The sequence below is a fragment of the Variovorax sp. Soil_C_39 genome (genome assembly GCF_057656815.1).
The window spans coordinates 51832-67392 of the sequence record NZ_JBDGJQ010000003.1 but is presented as its reverse complement, the minus strand read 5'-3'; the positions used below and the strand labels follow the sequence as shown (position 1 = coordinate 67392).

General features: G+C 68.0%; 15 protein-coding genes. 5 read left to right on the top strand and 10 right to left on the bottom strand.

Annotation, left to right across the window (positions count from 1 at the left end; translation table 11 throughout):
* Positions 1 to 10: 10 nt before the first annotated feature.
* Together AC3A6J_RS08135 and AC3A6J_RS08130 are read right to left on the bottom strand one after the other, a co-directional pair.
* Positions 11 to 1624 carry a gamma-glutamyltransferase family protein gene (locus tag AC3A6J_RS08135; protein ID WP_487859419.1) on the bottom strand — a complete coding sequence of 538 codons (1614 nt, stop codon included), beginning with the start codon at positions 1622 to 1624 and terminating at the stop codon, positions 11 to 13.
* Between the two features lie 42 nt (positions 1625 to 1666).
* The gene (locus tag AC3A6J_RS08130) at positions 1667 to 2647 is read right to left on the bottom strand and encodes a tripartite tricarboxylate transporter substrate binding protein (RefSeq protein WP_487859418.1); all 981 of its coding nucleotides are present in this window, start codon (positions 2645 to 2647) and stop codon (positions 1667 to 1669) included.
* Positions 2648 to 2743: 96 nt separating this feature from the next.
* Between AC3A6J_RS08130 and AC3A6J_RS08125 the strand changes: the two genes are divergently transcribed.
* Positions 2744 to 3670, top strand: a complete 927-nt coding sequence (locus tag AC3A6J_RS08125; protein ID WP_487859417.1) for a LysR family transcriptional regulator — start codon at positions 2744 to 2746, stop codon at positions 3668 to 3670.
* Positions 3671 to 3798: 128 nt separating this feature from the next.
* Here the strand turns inward: AC3A6J_RS08125 and AC3A6J_RS08120 are convergent, their stop codons facing one another.
* The 7 genes from AC3A6J_RS08120 to AC3A6J_RS08090 form a co-directional block, all read right to left on the bottom strand.
* The gene (locus AC3A6J_RS08120; RefSeq protein ID WP_487859416.1) at positions 3799 to 5310 is read right to left on the bottom strand and encodes a tripartite tricarboxylate transporter permease; all 1512 of its coding nucleotides are present in this window, start codon (positions 5308 to 5310) and stop codon (positions 3799 to 3801) included.
* A 16-nt stretch (positions 5311 to 5326) separates the two neighbouring features.
* Entirely contained in the window at positions 5327 to 5815 is a 489-nt protein-coding gene (locus AC3A6J_RS08115) for a tripartite tricarboxylate transporter TctB family protein (protein ID WP_487859415.1), read from the bottom strand.
* A 219-nt stretch (positions 5816 to 6034) separates the two neighbouring features.
* Complete coding sequence (gene tfpB / locus AC3A6J_RS08110; RefSeq protein WP_487859414.1) at positions 6035 to 7825, bottom strand: type IV pilus assembly ATPase TfpB; 1791 nt, start codon at positions 7823 to 7825, stop codon at positions 6035 to 6037.
* Entirely contained in the window at positions 7822 to 8613 is a 792-nt protein-coding gene (locus tag AC3A6J_RS08105; RefSeq protein ID WP_487859413.1) for a class I SAM-dependent methyltransferase, read from the bottom strand. Before AC3A6J_RS08105 ends, tfpB begins: the two co-directional genes overlap by 4 nt.
* The gene (locus AC3A6J_RS08100) at positions 8613 to 9152 is read right to left on the bottom strand and encodes a DNA-deoxyinosine glycosylase (RefSeq protein ID WP_487859412.1); all 540 of its coding nucleotides are present in this window, start codon (positions 9150 to 9152) and stop codon (positions 8613 to 8615) included. The genes AC3A6J_RS08105 and AC3A6J_RS08100 overlap by 1 nt, the downstream gene beginning before the upstream one ends.
* 76 nt (positions 9153 to 9228) lie before the next feature.
* Positions 9229 to 9759 carry a hypothetical protein gene (locus tag AC3A6J_RS08095; RefSeq protein WP_487859411.1) on the bottom strand — a complete coding sequence of 177 codons (531 nt, stop codon included), beginning with the start codon at positions 9757 to 9759 and terminating at the stop codon, positions 9229 to 9231.
* 131 nt (positions 9760 to 9890) lie between these two features.
* Positions 9891 to 10751, bottom strand: a complete 861-nt coding sequence (locus tag AC3A6J_RS08090) for a TatD family hydrolase (protein ID WP_487859410.1) — start codon at positions 10749 to 10751, stop codon at positions 9891 to 9893.
* An 89-nt stretch (positions 10752 to 10840) separates the two neighbouring features.
* Between AC3A6J_RS08090 and AC3A6J_RS08085 the strand changes: the two genes are divergently transcribed.
* The 4 genes from AC3A6J_RS08085 (at position 10841) to AC3A6J_RS08070 (ending at position 14913) form a co-directional block, all read left to right on the top strand.
* The gene (locus AC3A6J_RS08085; RefSeq protein ID WP_487859409.1) at positions 10841 to 11833 is read left to right on the top strand and encodes a S1C family serine protease; all 993 of its coding nucleotides are present in this window, start codon (positions 10841 to 10843) and stop codon (positions 11831 to 11833) included.
* A 62-nt stretch (positions 11834 to 11895) separates the two neighbouring features.
* Entirely contained in the window at positions 11896 to 12909 is a 1014-nt protein-coding gene (locus AC3A6J_RS08080; protein WP_487859408.1) for an AAA family ATPase, read from the top strand.
* Entirely contained in the window at positions 12890 to 13879 is a 990-nt protein-coding gene (locus AC3A6J_RS08075; protein ID WP_487859407.1) for a DUF58 domain-containing protein, read from the top strand. The genes AC3A6J_RS08080 and AC3A6J_RS08075 overlap by 20 nt, the downstream gene beginning before the upstream one ends.
* Positions 13876 to 14913, top strand: coding sequence for a VWA domain-containing protein (locus AC3A6J_RS08070; protein ID WP_487859406.1), 1038 nt, complete (start codon positions 13876 to 13878; stop codon positions 14911 to 14913). Before AC3A6J_RS08075 ends, AC3A6J_RS08070 begins: the two co-directional genes overlap by 4 nt.
* Here AC3A6J_RS08070 and AC3A6J_RS08065 read toward each other — a convergent pair.
* A complete protein-coding gene (locus tag AC3A6J_RS08065) occupies positions 14897 to 15538 on the bottom strand; it encodes a TetR/AcrR family transcriptional regulator (RefSeq protein ID WP_487859405.1) in 642 nt (213 codons plus the stop codon). The genes AC3A6J_RS08070 and AC3A6J_RS08065 overlap by 17 nt on opposite strands.
* Positions 15539 to 15561: the final 23 nt, after the last annotated feature.

The window sequence follows — 15561 nt, the reverse complement described above, 5'->3', positions numbered from 1 at the left end:
CGGGGGTGGGCTAATACCCGGCAGCCACGCCGTCGCGGCGCGCGTCACTCGCGGCCACGTAACCCTCCACGGACGGGTCACCCGCACGCCAGATGAACTGGCCGGCGCCGAAGTCCTGGTAGGAGTCGTTGATCACGTCGAGCTGGTGCCCGAGGCCGCGCAGGCCCTGCACGGTGTCCGCGTTCATTGCCGCCTCGACGTTGATCTCGAGCCCGGCGTTGAAGCGCCAGCGCGGCGCGTCGCAGGCCGCCTGGGGGCTCTGGCGGTAGTCGAGCATGCGCACCAGCGTCTGCATGTGGCCTTGGGGCTGCATGTTGCCGCCCATCACGCCGAAGCTCATCACGGGCTGGCCGTCCTTCGTGAGGAAGGCCGGGATGATGGTGTGGAACGGCCGCTTGCCGGGCGCCACCACGTTGGGGCTCTCGGCATTCAGGCTGAAGCCGTGGCCGCGGTTCTGCAGGCTGATGCCGAATTCGGGCTCGACGCAGCCGGAGCCGAAGCCCATGAAGTTGCTCTGGATGAAGCTCACCATCATGCCGCGCTCATCGGCGGCCGTGAGATAGATGGTGCCGCCCTTTACGGGGTTGCCGGCCTTGAAATCCTGTGCCTTCTTCACGTCGATGAGTCTCGCACGCGAGGCGAGGTACGCGTCATCGAGCATTTGCTCGGGGGTCACCGTCATCGACGATGGCTCGGAGACATAGCGGTACACGTCGGCGAAGGCCAGCTTCATGGCCTCGATCTGCAGATGCTGCGAGGCCACCGAATCGACGGGTAGCGAGGCGATGTCGAACTTCTCGAGGATGCCGAGCGCGATCAGCGCCGCGATGCCCTGCCCGTTCGGCGGGATCTCGTGCAGCGTGTGGCCGCGATAGTCGCGCGAGATCGGCTTGACCCATTCGGGCTGGTAGGCCGCAAGGTCGGCCACGGTGAGCGCGCCGCCCTGCGCCTTCGAGAACTTGGCGAGCGCCTCGGCGATCTCGCCGTTGTAGTAGGCCTCGCCCTTGGTGCGTGCAATGGCCTTGAGCGCGCGTGCCGCGGCCGCGAAGCGGAACAGCTCGCCCACCTCGGGCGCACGGCCGCGCGGCATGAAGGCCTGCGCGAAACCCGCCTGGCCTTCCAGCACCGGCGTGGCGGCCGCCCACTTCTGCTGCACCACCGGCGGCACGAGGTAGCCCCGCTCGGCAATGTCGATGGCTGGCGCCAGCAGGTCGGCGAACGGCAGCTTGCCGAAGCGCTCGGAGAGCGCCACCCAGCCGCGCACCGCGCCGGGCACGCTGACCGAGTCGATGCCGCGCATCGGCGGCGTGGTGGCGTCGGCGCCGTACTTGGCCTTGAAGTACTCGGGCGTCCAGGCCTTGGGCGCGGGCCCCGATGCATTGAGGCCGTGCAGTTCCTTGCCATCCCAGAGGATGCAGAAGGCATCGCTGCCGAGGCCGTTGCTCACCGGCTCGACCAGCGTCATGACCGCCGCCGTGGCGATGGCCGCATCGACCGCGTTGCCACCCTGCTGCAGCATGCGCAGGCCGGCCTGCGACGCGAGCGGATGCGAGGTCGACACCACGTTGCGCGCGAAGACGGGGATGCGGGTGGTGAGGTAGGGGTTCGCGTAATCGAATTGCATGATGTGCCTTCTGGGGGGACGAACGGTTGGGGAGCGAGGCTGTCAGTCGTTGGAAATCTTGCGATCGACGACGATCTTCTTCCACTTGGCCGCATCGCCCGCGACCAGCTTCGAGAACTGCTCGGGCGTGCCGGGCGCGGCGGGCGAAATGCCCAGGCGCGAGAGCTTCTCTTTCAGTTCGGGATCGGCGAGGGCCTCGTTGGCCGCCTTGTTGATGCGCGCCACCAGGTCGGCCGGCAGCCCCTTCGGCCCGTACAAGCCGAACCAGGTGTTCGACTCGAAGCCCGGCAGCGTGTCCGCGATGGGGGGCAGCTCGGGGGCGAGCGGGCTTCGCTGGAGCGAAGTTACGCCGAGCGCGCGGAGCCGTCCGTCGCGCACGTGCGGCATGCCCGTGGGCAGCGAATCGAAGAGCACGTCGACACTGCCGGTGATCAGGTCGGGAATGGCGAGCGCCGTGCCCTTGTAGGGGATGTGCGTCACGAACACGCCGGCCTGCGACTTGAAGAGTTCCGCGGTCAGCTGGACGATCGTGCCGTTGCCGCTCGATGCATAGTTGAGCTGGCCGGGGTTCTTCTTGGCATGGTCGATCCACTCGCGCACGTTCTTCGCGGGCGAGTCGACCGGCACCAGCATGATGCTCGGCGCGTCGCCCACGTGCGCAATGGGCGTGAAGTCGCGCACCGTGTCGTAGGGCAGCTTGCGGGTGATGGCGGGGCCGATCGCGTGCGTGCTGGTGGTGGCCAGCAGCAGCGTGTAGCCGTCGGCCGGCGCCTTCGCGGCCAGGTCGGAGCCAATGGCGCCGCCGGCGCCGGGCTTGTTGTCGACGACCAGCGTGGTGCCGAGCTTTTCGCCCAGCTTCTGGCCGAGCGTGCGCGCGAAGAGGTCGGTGGCACCGGCCGCGGGGAACGGCACGATCAGCCGCACCGGCTTGGCCGGGTAAGCCTGTGCCAGGGCCGCCGTCGGAGCGGCCATGCAGAACGCAGCAGTTGCAGCAAGGGCTTGGAGGAACTGGATTCTTTTCATGGGCGGATTCTGGCGCGTTGAGGAAAACCTCCCATGCTATGCAGCCGCCACGCATCAAGCCAGATAATCCTGGTTATTCGACTATGAGCTGAACTAATGACACGATCCGCCACCGAAGCCGTTTCGCTGCAGCAGCTGCGGGCGCTCGCGGCCGTGGCCGAATCGGGCAGCTTCACGCGCGCGGCCGAGCGCCTGCAGCTCACGCAGCCCGCGATCAGCCACCTGGTGAAGCGCATCGAGGAAGAACTCGGGCAGCCGCTGGTGGTGCGCGGGCGGCGGCTGCAGCTCACGGGCGCAGGCCAGCTCATGGCCGAGACCGCGGTGCGCGCGCTGCGGCTGGTCGACGAATCGGTCGAGGCCTGCCGTTCGCAATCGCAACTGCGCGAAGGCCGCGTGGTGCTGGCGGTCGGCCACCTGACCGCGGGCGCGTTGCTGCCGCCGCTGCTCGAGCGCTTCTCGCGCGCGCACCCGACGCTGGCGGCCACGCTGCTCGACAGCACGGCAGAGCAGATGATCTCGCGCATCCTCTCGCAGGAGGCCGACCTCGGCTTCGGCTCCGACATTGGGCAGAAGCATTCGGAGCTCGCAACCGAGCCCCTGTTCACCGAGCGCATGGCGCTCTTCGTGCGCGACGACCATCCGCTCGCGCAGCGCGTGGTGGTCGATGCGCGGCACCTGGAGTCGCTGCCGTTCATCCACGTGAACCCCGACGCCAACGTATGGCGCGCCGTGAGCAGCCAGCTCTCGAGCATGGCCAACGTGTACCCGCGCGTGGTGCACCACGTCTCGATGCTCTCGACCGCCTTCGGCCTGGTGCAGGCCGGTGCAGGCGTCGCCCTGCTGCCGCGCTATGTCGAGGTGCTGATGCCCGGCAACCTGCGCGCCGTCGCCGTCACACGGCCGGTGCTCGAATACCCGGTCGTCGCGATCCGGCTCGCCAAGCATCCGCTCACGCCTGCGGCGATGGCCTTCCTGGCGATGGCAAGGCAGCACATGAAGCCCCCGAGGGCGAACAAGCCCTGAAATGGCAACGGCGCCCGAAGGCGCCGTTGCATGTTCGCGAACACCGCGGAACCGGCTTTACCGGGCCGCAGGTGTTGCCCCCCTCGAGGGGGAGGCGGCGACACGAAGTGCGCCGCTTCGGAGGTGGGTCAATCCTCGACGAAAGCTTCTTCGCGTTTCGCCTTCACGGCCGGCAGCAGCACGATCACCAGCAGCAGCAGCGCAGCGAGCAGCAGGCCGAGCGAGATCGGGCGCGTGACGAACACGCTCCAGTCGCCGCGCGACAGCAGCAGCGAGCGGCGCAGGTTCTCTTCCATCATCGGCCCCAGGATGAAGCCCAGCAGCAGCGGCGCAGGCTCGCAACCCAGCTTGAAGAAGGTGTAGCCCACGAAGCCGAAGATGCCGACCATCCAGATGTCCCAGGTGTTGTTGTTCGTGGAGTACACGCCGATGGCGCAGAACAGCACGATCGCCGGGAACAGGAACTTGTACGGCACCGTGAGCAGCTTGATCCACAGGCCGATCAGCGGCAGGTTCAGGATCACGAGCATCGCGTTGCCGATCCACATCGAGGCGATCAGGCCCCAGAACAGCTCGGGGTTGCTGGTCATCACCTGCGGGCCCGGCTGGATGTTGTGGATCGTCATCGCGCCCACCATCAGCGCCATCACGGCGTTGGGCGGAATGCCCAGCGTCAAGAGCGGGATGAAGGAGGTCTGCGCACCGGCGTTGTTGGCTGCCTCGGGGGCTGCCACGCCGCGGATGTTGCCCTTGCCGAAAGGCACTTCGCCCGGCTTCAGCTTGGTCTTCTTCTCGATCGTGTAGGCCGCAAAGGCCGACAGCAGCGCGCCGCCACCCGGCAGGATGCCGAGCGAGGAACCGAGCGCCGTGCCACGCAGGATTGCGGGAACCATGCGCTTGAAGTCTTCCTTGGTCGGGAACAGGCCCGAGACCTTGGCGGTGAACACCTCGCGGTCCTCGTCGGGGCGCGAGAGGTTGGCGATGATTTCGCCGTAGCCGAACACGCCCATGGCGATCGCCACGAAGCCGATGCCGTCGGTGAGTTCGGGGATGTCGAAGCTGAAGCGCGCGACGCCCGAGTTGACGTCGGTGCCGACGAGGCCGAGCAGCAGGCCCAGCACGATCATGCCGATGGCCTTGAGCAGCGAACCCGAAGCCAGCACCACAGCACCGATCAGGCCCAGCACCATCAGCGAGAAGTACTCGGCCGGGCCGAACTTGAAGGCCAGCTCGGTCAGCGGGGGCGCGAAGGCCGCGAGGATCAGCGTGCCCACGCAGCCTGCGAAGAACGAGCCCAGGCCGGCGGCGGCGAGCGCCGGACCGGCGCGGCCCTTGCGCGCCATCTGGTAGCCGTCGATCACGGTCACCACCGAGGACGATTCGCCCGGCAGGTTCACGAGAATCGCGGTGGTCGAGCCGCCGTACTGTGCACCGTAGTAGATGCCGGCCAGCATGATGAGCGCCGACACGGGCGGCAGCGCATAGGTGGCGGGCAGCAGCATCGCGATGGTCGCGACGGGCCCGATGCCCGGCAGCACGCCGATCAGCGTGCCGAGAATACAGCCGCCGAGGCAGTACAGCAGGTTGGTGAAGGTAAAGGCAACGCCAAAACCCATCGAGAGGTGGTCAAACAATTCCATGAGCGCAGCTTTCGTCTCAACCGGTGATGAAGGTCGGCCAGACCTGGATCTGGAGCTTCAGCGCCCAGATGAAGGCCACGTAACTGCCGACAGCCAGCACGGTGGCCAGGATCAGCACGGTGGGCAGCTTGTACTCGTGGCCCGCGAGGCTCGCGATGAGCACGAGCGCGTAGATCGCGATGATCATGCCCATGGCCGGAACGCCGAAGGTCGGCAGGCCGCCGAGCAGCACGCCGAAGGCGAGGTTGGCGCCCAGGATGAACACCACCTGCTTCCAGGCCCACTTGCCGATCGGCTCGCCGTCGGTGGTTTCGACGGTCATGCCGCTGAACATGATCCCCAGGCCGATGACGGCCATCAGGATGCCCAGCATCAGCGGGAAGTAGCCGGGTCCCATGCGGGCGCCGGTGCCTACGCTGTAGGTGGTGGCGCCCCATGCGAACGCCAGACCCACGACCGTAAACATCACACCCGAGAAAAAGTCTTTCTGACTCTTGATTTTCACGAACAGTCTCCTCGAACAGATTTCGATGCGGGATTGTCGAGTCCGCCGGAGACCGGCTCGATGTGGATTCCACTAACGAAAGTGCTAGGGATAACCCGAGATCACCAATGCGGGCTCCCTCGCGGGAAACACCGCGGAACCGGCTTTTCCGGGCCGCTGGTGTTGCCCCCTCGAGGGGGGAGTCGAGCTACACGAAGTGAGCGAGGGACGGGGGTGGGCCTACTCCAGCGGTGGCGTCGCGCTCAGCACTTCCTCGATGGTGGTGACGCCTTCGGCCACGCGCAGCGCGCCCGCGAGGCGCAGCGGGCGCATGCCGTCGACGACGGCCTGGCGGCGCAGGCCCGAGAGGTTGGGCTCCTTGGTGACCAGGCCCTTGAACTCTTCGCTGACGCTCAGCAGTTCGTACAGCCCCATGCGCCCCATGTAGCCGGTCATGCGGCAGTCGACGCAGCCCACGGGCTTGTAGGCGCGCACCGAGCCGGTGATCTGCCACGGCTTCACGATGGCTTCGAGCTTCTCGCGCGTGATGCCTTCGTCGGGCTGCTTGCAATGGGGGCACAACGTGCGCACGAGCCGCTGGGCCAGCACGCCGAGCATCACGGCATTGATGAGGTACGAGGGCACGCCGAGCTCCATCAGCCGCGTGATCGCGCTCGGCGCATCGTTGGTGTGCAGCGTGCTGAAGACGAGGTGCCCGGTGAGCGCGGCCTGCACCGCCATCTCGGCCGTGGCAAGGTCGCGGATCTCGCCCACCATGATGATGTCCGGGTCCTGCCGCATCAGCGCGCGCAGGCCCTCGGTAAAGCCGAAGTCGAGCTGGGGTTGCACCTGCGTCTGGTTGAACGCGGGCTCGATCATCTCGATCGGGTCCTCGACCGTGCTCACGTTCACCTCTTCGGTCGCCACCCGCTTGAGCGTCGAGTAGAGCGTGGTGGTCTTGCCCGAGCCGGTCGGCCCCGTCACGAGGACGATGCCGTTGGGCCGCGTGACGAGCTGCTCCCAGCGGTGCGCGTCATGCTGCGAGAAGCCGAGCGCGTCGAGGTCCTTGACCGCCGTGTCGGGGTCGAAGATCCGCATCACCATCTTCTCGCCGAAGGCGGTCGGCAGGGTCGACAGCCGCATCTCGACCTCGTCGCCGCGCATGTTGCGCGTCTTGATGCGGCCGTCGAGCGGCCGGCGCTTCTCGACCACGTCCATGCGGCCCAGCAGCTTGATGCGCGCCACCATCGCGTTCATCACGCCCATCGGCATCTGGTAGGCCGGATGCAGGATGCCGTCGATGCGGAAGCGGATCACGCCCTGCTCGCGGCGCGGCTCCAGGTGGATGTCGCTGGCGCGCTGGTCGAAGGCGTACTGCCAGAGCCAGTCGACCACCTGCACCACGCTCTGGTCGTTGGCGTCGAGCTGCCGGGTGCTCTTGCCGAGCTCCACCAACTGCTCGAAGCTCGCACCGCCCGTGTTGCCGCCGGCCTTCTGCGCGGCGCGCACCGACTTGGCGAGCGCGAAGAACTCGGCCGTGTAACGCTGGATGTCGGCCGGGTTGGCCACCACGCGGCGCACCGAACGGCGTGCCTGGCGCTCGACCTCGGCGATCCAGTCGGTCAGGAAAGGCTCGGCCGTGGCCACGACCACCTCGTTGGGCAGCACCTGCACCGGCAGCACCTTGTGGCGCTCGGCGTAGGCGGCGCTCATGGTGTCGGCGACCTTGCCGACGTCGACCTTGAGCGGATCGATGCGCAGGTAGGCCAGGCCCGCGCGGCCCGCGAGCCACTGCGTGAGCATTTCCAGGTCGAGCGGCTTGCCGTCGCTCTCGCGCGTCATGGCCACGTTGGCGAGCCGCACCAGCGGCGCTTGCCGGCTTTCGGCCTGTGCGCAGCGCGCGATGGTGCGCTTGGCCTCCACGGCCGAGATCACGCCATCGGCGGCCAGCCACTCGATCAGGCGGCGCAGGTCGAGCGGGCCTTCGTGGCGCACGGAAACGGCAGCGGGAACGGCAGGGACAGCACTCATGAACCGGAAGAACGCGTGAGGGTGGGATGGAGCGGCTTGAACACCCGCAGCCACTTCGGCGCAGGCAGGTCCCAGCGAGTCTGGATCGTTTGTGCGCGCTCGGCAAGCGCCTCGCGCTTCGGCCGGGCGGGCGCGCGCTGTGCCAGCACCACCGTGTTGCCTTCGCGCGTCGGCTTGAAGGCCCACACCGCGTCCGCGCCGAAGGCAGCCGCGATCTTCTCGAGGCTGCGCTCGTAGCTCGACGACCGGCCGAACAGGTTCACCGTCATGCAGCCGGTGTCGGTGAGTAGCGCGCGGCAGTCGGCATAAAAGTCTTCGCTGTCGAGCACTGGCGCCGCCGCCTCGTGGTCGTACAGGTCGACCTGCAGCGCATCGACCGTGCCCTGCCACTCGGCCTTGCGGATCTCGGCCGCGGCATCGGCCACCACCACGCGCAGCTTCGCATCGTCGGCCGGCAGCTTGAACCAGCCGCGGCAGGCCGACACCACCTGCGGGTTCAGCTCGATGGCCGTGGTGCGCATGCGCAGCGTCTTGCGGCTGAACTTGGTGAGCGTGGCCGCACCCAGGCCGAGCTGCATGGCGTGCAGGTTCGCCACCTCCTTCGGCTCGGCGAACAGCAGCCAGGCCATCATGCGCTGCACGTACTCGAGCTCGATCTCGAACGGCGCGTCGATCTTCATCGATCCCTGGACCCATTCGGTGCCCAGGTGCAGGTAGCGGATGTCGCCCCAGTCCGAGAAATTGACTTCGGGAAGCACGGGGGTTTTGCTTTTCTTGCTGGTGGCCATCAAAGAAGGTGGTGGGCGGCGAAGACCTCGCGCCAGGCAGCGAGCTTGCGCTCGAAGCGCCAGGACGCGTTGGCGGGACTGGTGGAAGGCAGCGGGTAGACCGGCACGCCCAGGGTGCGCGTGTGGCGCGCATGCTTGAAGCTCTCGCCGCCGTTGTGGGCGATGGCGGCGAGCTTCGGCAGGTGCAGCGCCGCAATGTCGTTCACCACGGGCGCGCGGATCGCGGTGTCGAGGCTGCCCTCGCGCTCGCAGGCGCCATAGACGTCCCACACGCCCAGCCCGCGTTCGAGCAGCCAGGCCTTCTTCTGCAGGTAGCTGTCCACGCCCATCGGGAGCGGGTGGTCGGGCCAGATGGCTTGCAAGATCTTCCAGAACTGGTTTTGGGGATGCGCATAGTACTGCTGGAGCTCGAGCGAGCGCACGCCGGGGAAGCTGCCGAGGATCATTACGACGGTGGCCGACGAGACCACCGGGGCCAGGCCGGTGAGCACCGGGCCGGGTTTGCCGCTGGCGCGGCCGGTTCGGGCGGATGGAGTCATGTGCGCGATCTTGGCATTGCCGGAGCCCAACGAAAAAACCCGCCGAAGCGGGTCTTGTCGCGAAGCGGGCCGGCGCTTATTTCTTGGCGGCGTCGTGCTCGGCGGTGCCGGGCACCTTCTCGCCGATGGCGCTGCCGGCGCTGCGCATGCCGTCGGCCGTCTTGTGGCCAGCATTCTCGACGGCATCGCCGGTCTTCGCAGCGACGTTCTTCGTTGCGCTGGTGGCCTTCTTGGTCGTGTTCTTGGTGGCGTCCCACGCCTTTTCGGTGCCGCTTTCGGTGGCGTTCACGGCCTTCTTGGTGGTTCGCTTGGTCGCGTCCCAGGCCTTCTCGGCGCCGTTCTCGGTGGCGTTGGCCGCCTTCTTGGAGGTGCGCTTGGTGGCGTCCCACGCCTTCTCGGCACCGTTCTCGGTGGCATTCACCGCCTTCTTGGTGGTGCGCTTGGTGGCGTCCACCGCATCGCTGCCGGCCTCCTTCGCCCTTTCGGTCACGGTGGGCTCGGCGGTGGTCGTGGCCGGGGCGGTGGTCTGCGCCACGGCCGAGATGCCGATCGAGGCGAGCGCCAGTGCGAGCACGGCGGGCAGGGTGCGAATCGAAGATGTGGTCATGTGAAGACTCCTTTTTTGAATCAGGTGTTGGAGTGGCGGAGTTGCCACTCATCGGCAACGCCACTTCGAACCCGGAGGATGACAGCAAAAAAATGGCTTTCACCGGCGTGGCCCCAAGTCGGGGCACCGGCCTACGGGCTGGGCGGCCCGCCTTCCGACAGTGCGAGTAGGCCGTGGAGCCGCGGCATGGCGTCGAGCGCATTTCGCGTCGTGGCTTCGGCCAGTTCGTCGACCCCGATGCCGCGCAGCTGCGCCACCACTTCGGCAATGCGCGGCAGCTCGCCGGGCTCGTTGCGGCCCTGCGCCTCGCCGGCCGCGCGCTGCGCCTGCGTGCGGTAGATCCAGTGCGGCTGGATGTCGGGCGCGTCGGTTTCCATCACCATCGATTCGAGCGGCAACGATGCCGCCAGGCGCCGCAGCTGCAACGCGCGCTCGAAGGTTACGGCGCCGCCGAAACCCAGCTTGAGCCCGAGTTCGATGCAGGCCCGGGCCTGCTGCTCGCTGCCGTTGAAGGCGTGGGCAATGCCGCGCCACGGCCGCCCGCCCGCCGTCTGCCGCAGGTGCTTGAGCACCTTGTCGACCGAGCGGCGCACATGGATGAGCACCGGCAGATCGTGCTTGCGCGCAAGTTGCAACTGAGTGTGAAAGAAGTGCTGCTGCTTGTCGCTGTCGAGCCCCTCGACGAAATAGTCGAGGCCGATCTCGCCGACGGCAACGAGCCGCGGATCGTCATGGCGTGCCGACAGCTCGGCGTCGAGGGTCTCGAGGTCGGCCTCCTCGGCATCGCCGGTGCACAGCGGATGAATGCCGAGCGCATAAGCGTCGCCCTGCACCCGCGCAAGCTCACGCACGGTGGCGAAGTTGAAGACGCCCACGGCCGGAATGACGCACAGCGCGACGCCGCGCTCGGCCGCGCGCGCCCGGACGACGGGCATTTCCGCACCGAATTCGGGCGCGTCGAGATGGCAGTGGGTATCGATCAAGACAGCCATCGCCCGATGATGCCCGAAGGGATGCAAGGCCGCGGAAAGCGTGCTACTGTGAACCCCTCTCCCGTCGTTCCTTTGCCGGAGGTGCTTCGATGCGCAGGCCCGCCTTCTACAGCCGTTCGCCCCGCACGCTGCCTGGTGCGGCCGACGAGGCCGCCTCGCCTTTGCCAGAAGCCGCCGGCGGCGCATCCGGCGGCACCCCTTCCCCGGCCGTCCCTCCGGGCAAGGCCGGTTGGCAGCCCGGCCGACGCAGCTTCGCACTGGTCGTGCTGCTGAGCGCCGCGCTTGTTGCCGGCACCGCCTGGTGGCCGCGCCAGGGCGCCAGGGCGCTCACGCAGAAAGACATCGATTCGGCCGTGCTGCGCACGCTGCAGACCCAGCCCCTTCCGTCTCCCGCCGCCAAAGCCGCCGAGATCGTGCGGCCTTCGGTGGTGCGCGTGGTCGGCTACGGCCCCGAAAAAGCTACGCCCGAAGCCAAGACGCAGAAGCGCGGCCGCAATCTCGCAAAGGGCAAGCCGCCCGAGGCCGACCCGCCTCCGGGCGAGGTCGAGCGCGGTGTGGGCACCGGCGTGGTGATCGTCGACAAGGGCGTGATCCTCACCAACCTGCATGTGGTCGCAGGCTCCGAGACGATCAAGGTCACCTTCGCCGATGGCTTCGAAGCCACGGCCACCATCACCGGCGTGCAGCCCGAGAACGACCTCGCTGTGCTGCAGGCGCAGAAGATTCCCGACGACCTGATTCCCGCCGTGATGCGCTCGACCGCCGACCTGCAGCCCGGCGATCAGGTGGCCGCGGTGGGCTTTCCGTTCGGCATCGGCCCCTCGGTATCGGCCGGCGTGGTCTCGGGCCTGAAGCGCTCGTTCCGCTCGCCCGAGGGCAAGCAGGAACTCGGCAACCTGATCCAGTTCGATGCCGCCGCCAACCCCGGCAACTCGGGCGGCCCGCTCGTCAACATGGAAGGCGAGGTGCTCGGCATCGTCACCGCCATCCTCAACCCGACACAGCAGCGCACCTTCATCGGCATCGGTTTTGCCGTGCCGATCGAGAACGCCGCTTCGGCCGCGGGCTCGCCGCCGTTCTAGCCGGCCCGAAGCCCATCCGCCCCTTCGAACTTTCGACCGTCCATCCAGCAAGAGGCCACCGCATGAGCACCGAGACCCCTTATTCCACGTCCACCGGCACGGCCGAGCTGATGGAGCAGATCCTCTACGAGGTCAAGCGCGTGGTGGTGGGCCAGGACCGCTTTCTCGAGCGCGTGATGGTCGCGATGCTTGCGGGCGGGCACCTGCTGGTCGAGGGCGTTCCGGGCCTCGCGAAGACACTCACCATCAAGACGCTGTCCGACACGGTGCGCGGCCAGTTCAAGCGCATCCAGTTCACGCCCGACCTCGTGCCGGCCGACCTCGTCGGCACCCGCATCTACAACCAGAAGACCGGCGAGTTCAGCACCTCGCTCGGCCCGGTGTTCGCCAACCTGCTGCTGGCCGACGAGATCAACCGCGCGCCCGCCAAGGTGCAGAGCGCGCTGCTCGAGGTGATGCAGGAGCGCCAGGTCACGATCGCGGGCGAGACGCACCGCGTGCCGCGCCCGTTCCTGGTCATGGCCACGCAGAATCCGATCGAGACCGAAGGCACCTATCCGCTGCCCGAAGCGCAGGTCGACCGCTTCATGATGAAGGTGCTGGTCGACTACCCCACCGACGAGGAAGAGTTCGTCATCGTCCAGCGCGTGATCGGCGCACCGCTCGAGGCCAACCCGGTCGCCACCACCGAGCAGCTCGCGGCGCTGCAGGCCGAGGCGCGGCGGGTCTACGTCGACCCTTCGCTCATCCAGTACGCGGTGAAGCTGGTCTCGGCCACGCGCACGCCCGACAAGCACGGCCTCAAGGACATGCGCCGCTTCATCACCTTCGGCGCCAGCCCGCGCGCGAGCATCAGCCTCACCGAAGGCGCCCGCGCGCTCGCGCTGCTGCGCGGCCGAAGCTATGCGCTGCCCGAGGACATGACCGCGCTGGTGCCCGACGTACTGCGCCACCGCGTGACGCTTTCCTACGAAGGATTGTCGGAAGGCCTCACACCCGACAGCCTGATCGAGAAGATCATGAAGGCCGTCCCTGCTCCCCCAAAGCCCCTCGAACATGAAAAGCTGGTGGCGTAAGGCCCCCGCGGCCGTCAACGACGAACGCCTCATCGCGCAGGCTGGCGGGGCGGAGCGGGTGCTGCGCCGGCTCGAATGGACGGTGATCCGCCGGCTCGACGGGCTGCTGCAGGGCGACTACCGCACGCTGATGCGCGGCGCCGGCCTCGACCTGGCCGACCTGCGCGAATACCAGCACCACGACGACGTGCGCCATATCGACTGGAACGTCACGGCGCGCCTGCAGACGCCCTACGTGCGCGTGTTCACCGAAGACCGAGAGATGGCGGCCTGGTTCGTGCTCGACCTGAGCCGCTCGGTCGATTTCGGTTCGGGCCTGAAGGCCAAGCGCGAGATCTCGGCCGGCTTCGTCAGCGTGCTCGCGCGCCTGCTCACGCGCCACGGCAACCGTGTCGGCGCGCTGGTCTACGGCAGCGACCTGGAGGCAGTGATCCCGCCACGCAGCGGCCGCCGCCATGTGCTGCACCTGCTGCACGCCATGGAGCGCCGCGCCGACAAGGCCGAGGCCGCGCCCACCCAGAAAGGCATGACACGGCTGGACGACCTGCTCAAGTCGGCCGCCATGCTGATGCCGCGCCGCTCCATGGTGTTCGTGGTGTCCGACTTCCTCAGCGAACCGGGCTGGGAGCGCCCGCTCGGCCAGCTGGTGCAGCGGCACGAGGTGGTGGCGGTGCGACTGTTCGACCCGCTCGAACTCGAGCTGCCCGACCTCGGACTGGTGCCGCTGCGCGACGCCGAGACCGGCGAGCAGCTCTGGGTCGACACGCACGACGCCGGTTTCCGCAAGCGCTTCGCGCGGCTCGCCGCCGAGCGCGAGAACGCACTGCGCGCGGCGCTCGCCAAGGCGGGCGTCGACGCGCTCGAGCTTTCGACCAGCGACGACCTGGTGGAAGCCATCGTTCGTTTCGCCGACCTGCGCAAGCGCCGCACGCGCATCGGCCCGGGCAGCATGAAGGCGGTGGCAGCATGACGTTTCTCTGGCCTCAATTCCTCTGGTTGCTGGCGGCGCTGCCGCTCTTGGTGCTGCTCTACATCTGGCTGATCCGGCGCAAGAAGAAGATGGCGGTGCGCTATGCGAGCCTGTCGATCGTGCGCGAGGCGATGGGCACGGGCCAGAGCCTGCGGCGGCACATCCCGCCCCTGCTCTTCCTGCTCGCCATGGCCGCCATGCTCGTGGCGGCGGCACGGCCCATGGCCGTGGTGATGCTGCCGTCGAACCAGCAGACGATCATCCTCGCGATGGACGTGTCGGGCAGCATGCGCGCCGCCGACGTGCAACCCAACCGGCTCGTGGCGGCGCAGGAGGCCGCCAAGAGCTTCATCAAGGACCTGCCGCGCCATGTGAAGGTCGGCATCGTGGCCTTCGCGGGCAGCGCGCAGGTGGCGCAGCTGCCCACCACGAGCCACGACGACCTGATGACCGCGATCGACAGTTTCCAGCTGCAGCGCGCCACGGCCACCGGCAATGCCATCGTGGTCTCGCTCGCCACGCTGTTCCCCGACGCGGGCATCGACGTGTCGCAGTTCAGCACGCCGAGCCGGCAGCGCGGCACGCCGATCGACCAGCCCGAGAAGCAGGCCAAGGAGTTCACGCCGGTGGCGCCGGGCTCGTACACCTCGGCCGCGATCATCATGCTCACCGATGGCCAGCGCACCACCGGCGTCGACCCGCTCGATGCCGCCAAGGCGGCGGCCGACCGCGGCGTTCGCATCTACACCGTGGGCGTGGGCACGGTCGACGGCGAGACCATCGGTTTCGAGGGCTGGTCGATGCGGGTGCGGCTCGACGAGGAAACGCTCAAGGCCGTGGCCAACAAGACCCAGGCCGACTACTTCTACGCCGGCACGGCCACCGACCTCAAGAAGGTCTACGAGACCCTGAGCTCGCGGCTCACGGTCGAGAAGAAGGAGACCGAGATCTCGGCGCTCTTCGCGCTCGGCGCGGCGATCCTCACGCTGCTGTCGGCCGGGCTGTCGCTGCTCTGGTTCAACCGGATTCTTTAGCTTCAGCCGCCGCCAGCGCGCGCGGCGGCGGCGCCTTCACCGCGCCGATGCCGCCGAGGAACAGGTCGGCCACGATCGGCGCGATCGATGCGTGGTCGAGCCGGCCATCGGGCTTCATCCAGGTGAACATCCAGTTGATCATGCCGAACAGCAGCATCGTGAGCGGCTTGGCAAGGTCGTCGCTCGGCGCGCCCGGGCGCAGCGCCGACACTGCCCGCGCGAAGGCGGCCACCACCTCGCGCTCCTGGTCGAGCACGCGCTCGCGGTCTTCTTGCTCGAGAAAGCGCACGTCGTCGGTCAGCACGCGGTGCGCGTTCTGCGCGCCCGCATATTCCTCGACGATGCGGTAGATGAAGCGGCGCAGCCGCTCCTCGTCGGTGTGCGTGGAGGCCTCTTCCTCGGCCACCAGCGCGGCCAGGCGCGAGACATGCGTCTCGGCGATGCTGATCAGCAGGCTGCTCTTGTCCTTGTAGTAGTGATAGAGCGTGGCCTTCGAGAGCTTGCAGGCTTCTGCCACCTGGTTCATCGAGGTCGCGGGATAGCCGCGGCGCGCGAACAGCTCGGCCGCGCGCGCGAGGATGAGTTCGCGCTGGTCGTCGTAGGTGGCGGATCTTCCACGCGGCATCGGGTCTTCTTTCTTCCTGGGGG

Bases quoted from the DNA above. Each gene is read 5' to 3' on its own strand.
- AC3A6J_RS08135 (WP_487859419.1), bottom strand. From the start codon at position 1,624: ATGCAATTCGATTACGCGAACCCCTACCTCACCACCCGCATCCCCGTC.
- AC3A6J_RS08100 (WP_487859412.1), bottom strand. From the start codon at position 9,152: ATGACTCCATCCGCCCGAACCGGCCGCGCCAGCGGCAAACCCGGCCCG.
- AC3A6J_RS08080 (WP_487859408.1), top strand. From the start codon at position 11,896: ATGAGCACCGAGACCCCTTATTCCACGTCCACCGGCACGGCCGAGCTG.
- AC3A6J_RS08095 (WP_487859411.1), bottom strand. From the start codon at position 9,759: ATGACCACATCTTCGATTCGCACCCTGCCCGCCGTGCTCGCACTGGCG.
- AC3A6J_RS08120 (WP_487859416.1), bottom strand. From the start codon at position 5,310: ATGGAATTGTTTGACCACCTCTCGATGGGTTTTGGCGTTGCCTTTACC.
- AC3A6J_RS08075 (WP_487859407.1), top strand. From the start codon at position 12,890: ATGAAAAGCTGGTGGCGTAAGGCCCCCGCGGCCGTCAACGACGAACGC.
- tfpB (WP_487859414.1), bottom strand. From the start codon at position 7,825: ATGAGTGCTGTCCCTGCCGTTCCCGCTGCCGTTTCCGTGCGCCACGAA.
- AC3A6J_RS08090 (WP_487859410.1), bottom strand. From the start codon at position 10,751: ATGGCTGTCTTGATCGATACCCACTGCCATCTCGACGCGCCCGAATTC.
- AC3A6J_RS08105 (WP_487859413.1), bottom strand. From the start codon at position 8,613: ATGGCCACCAGCAAGAAAAGCAAAACCCCCGTGCTTCCCGAAGTCAAT.
- AC3A6J_RS08065 (WP_487859405.1), bottom strand. From the start codon at position 15,538: ATGCCGCGTGGAAGATCCGCCACCTACGACGACCAGCGCGAACTCATC.
- AC3A6J_RS08070 (WP_487859406.1), top strand. From the start codon at position 13,876: ATGACGTTTCTCTGGCCTCAATTCCTCTGGTTGCTGGCGGCGCTGCCG.
- AC3A6J_RS08085 (WP_487859409.1), top strand. From the start codon at position 10,841: ATGCGCAGGCCCGCCTTCTACAGCCGTTCGCCCCGCACGCTGCCTGGT.
- AC3A6J_RS08125 (WP_487859417.1), top strand. From the start codon at position 2,744: ATGACACGATCCGCCACCGAAGCCGTTTCGCTGCAGCAGCTGCGGGCG.
- AC3A6J_RS08130 (WP_487859418.1), bottom strand. From the start codon at position 2,647: ATGAAAAGAATCCAGTTCCTCCAAGCCCTTGCTGCAACTGCTGCGTTC.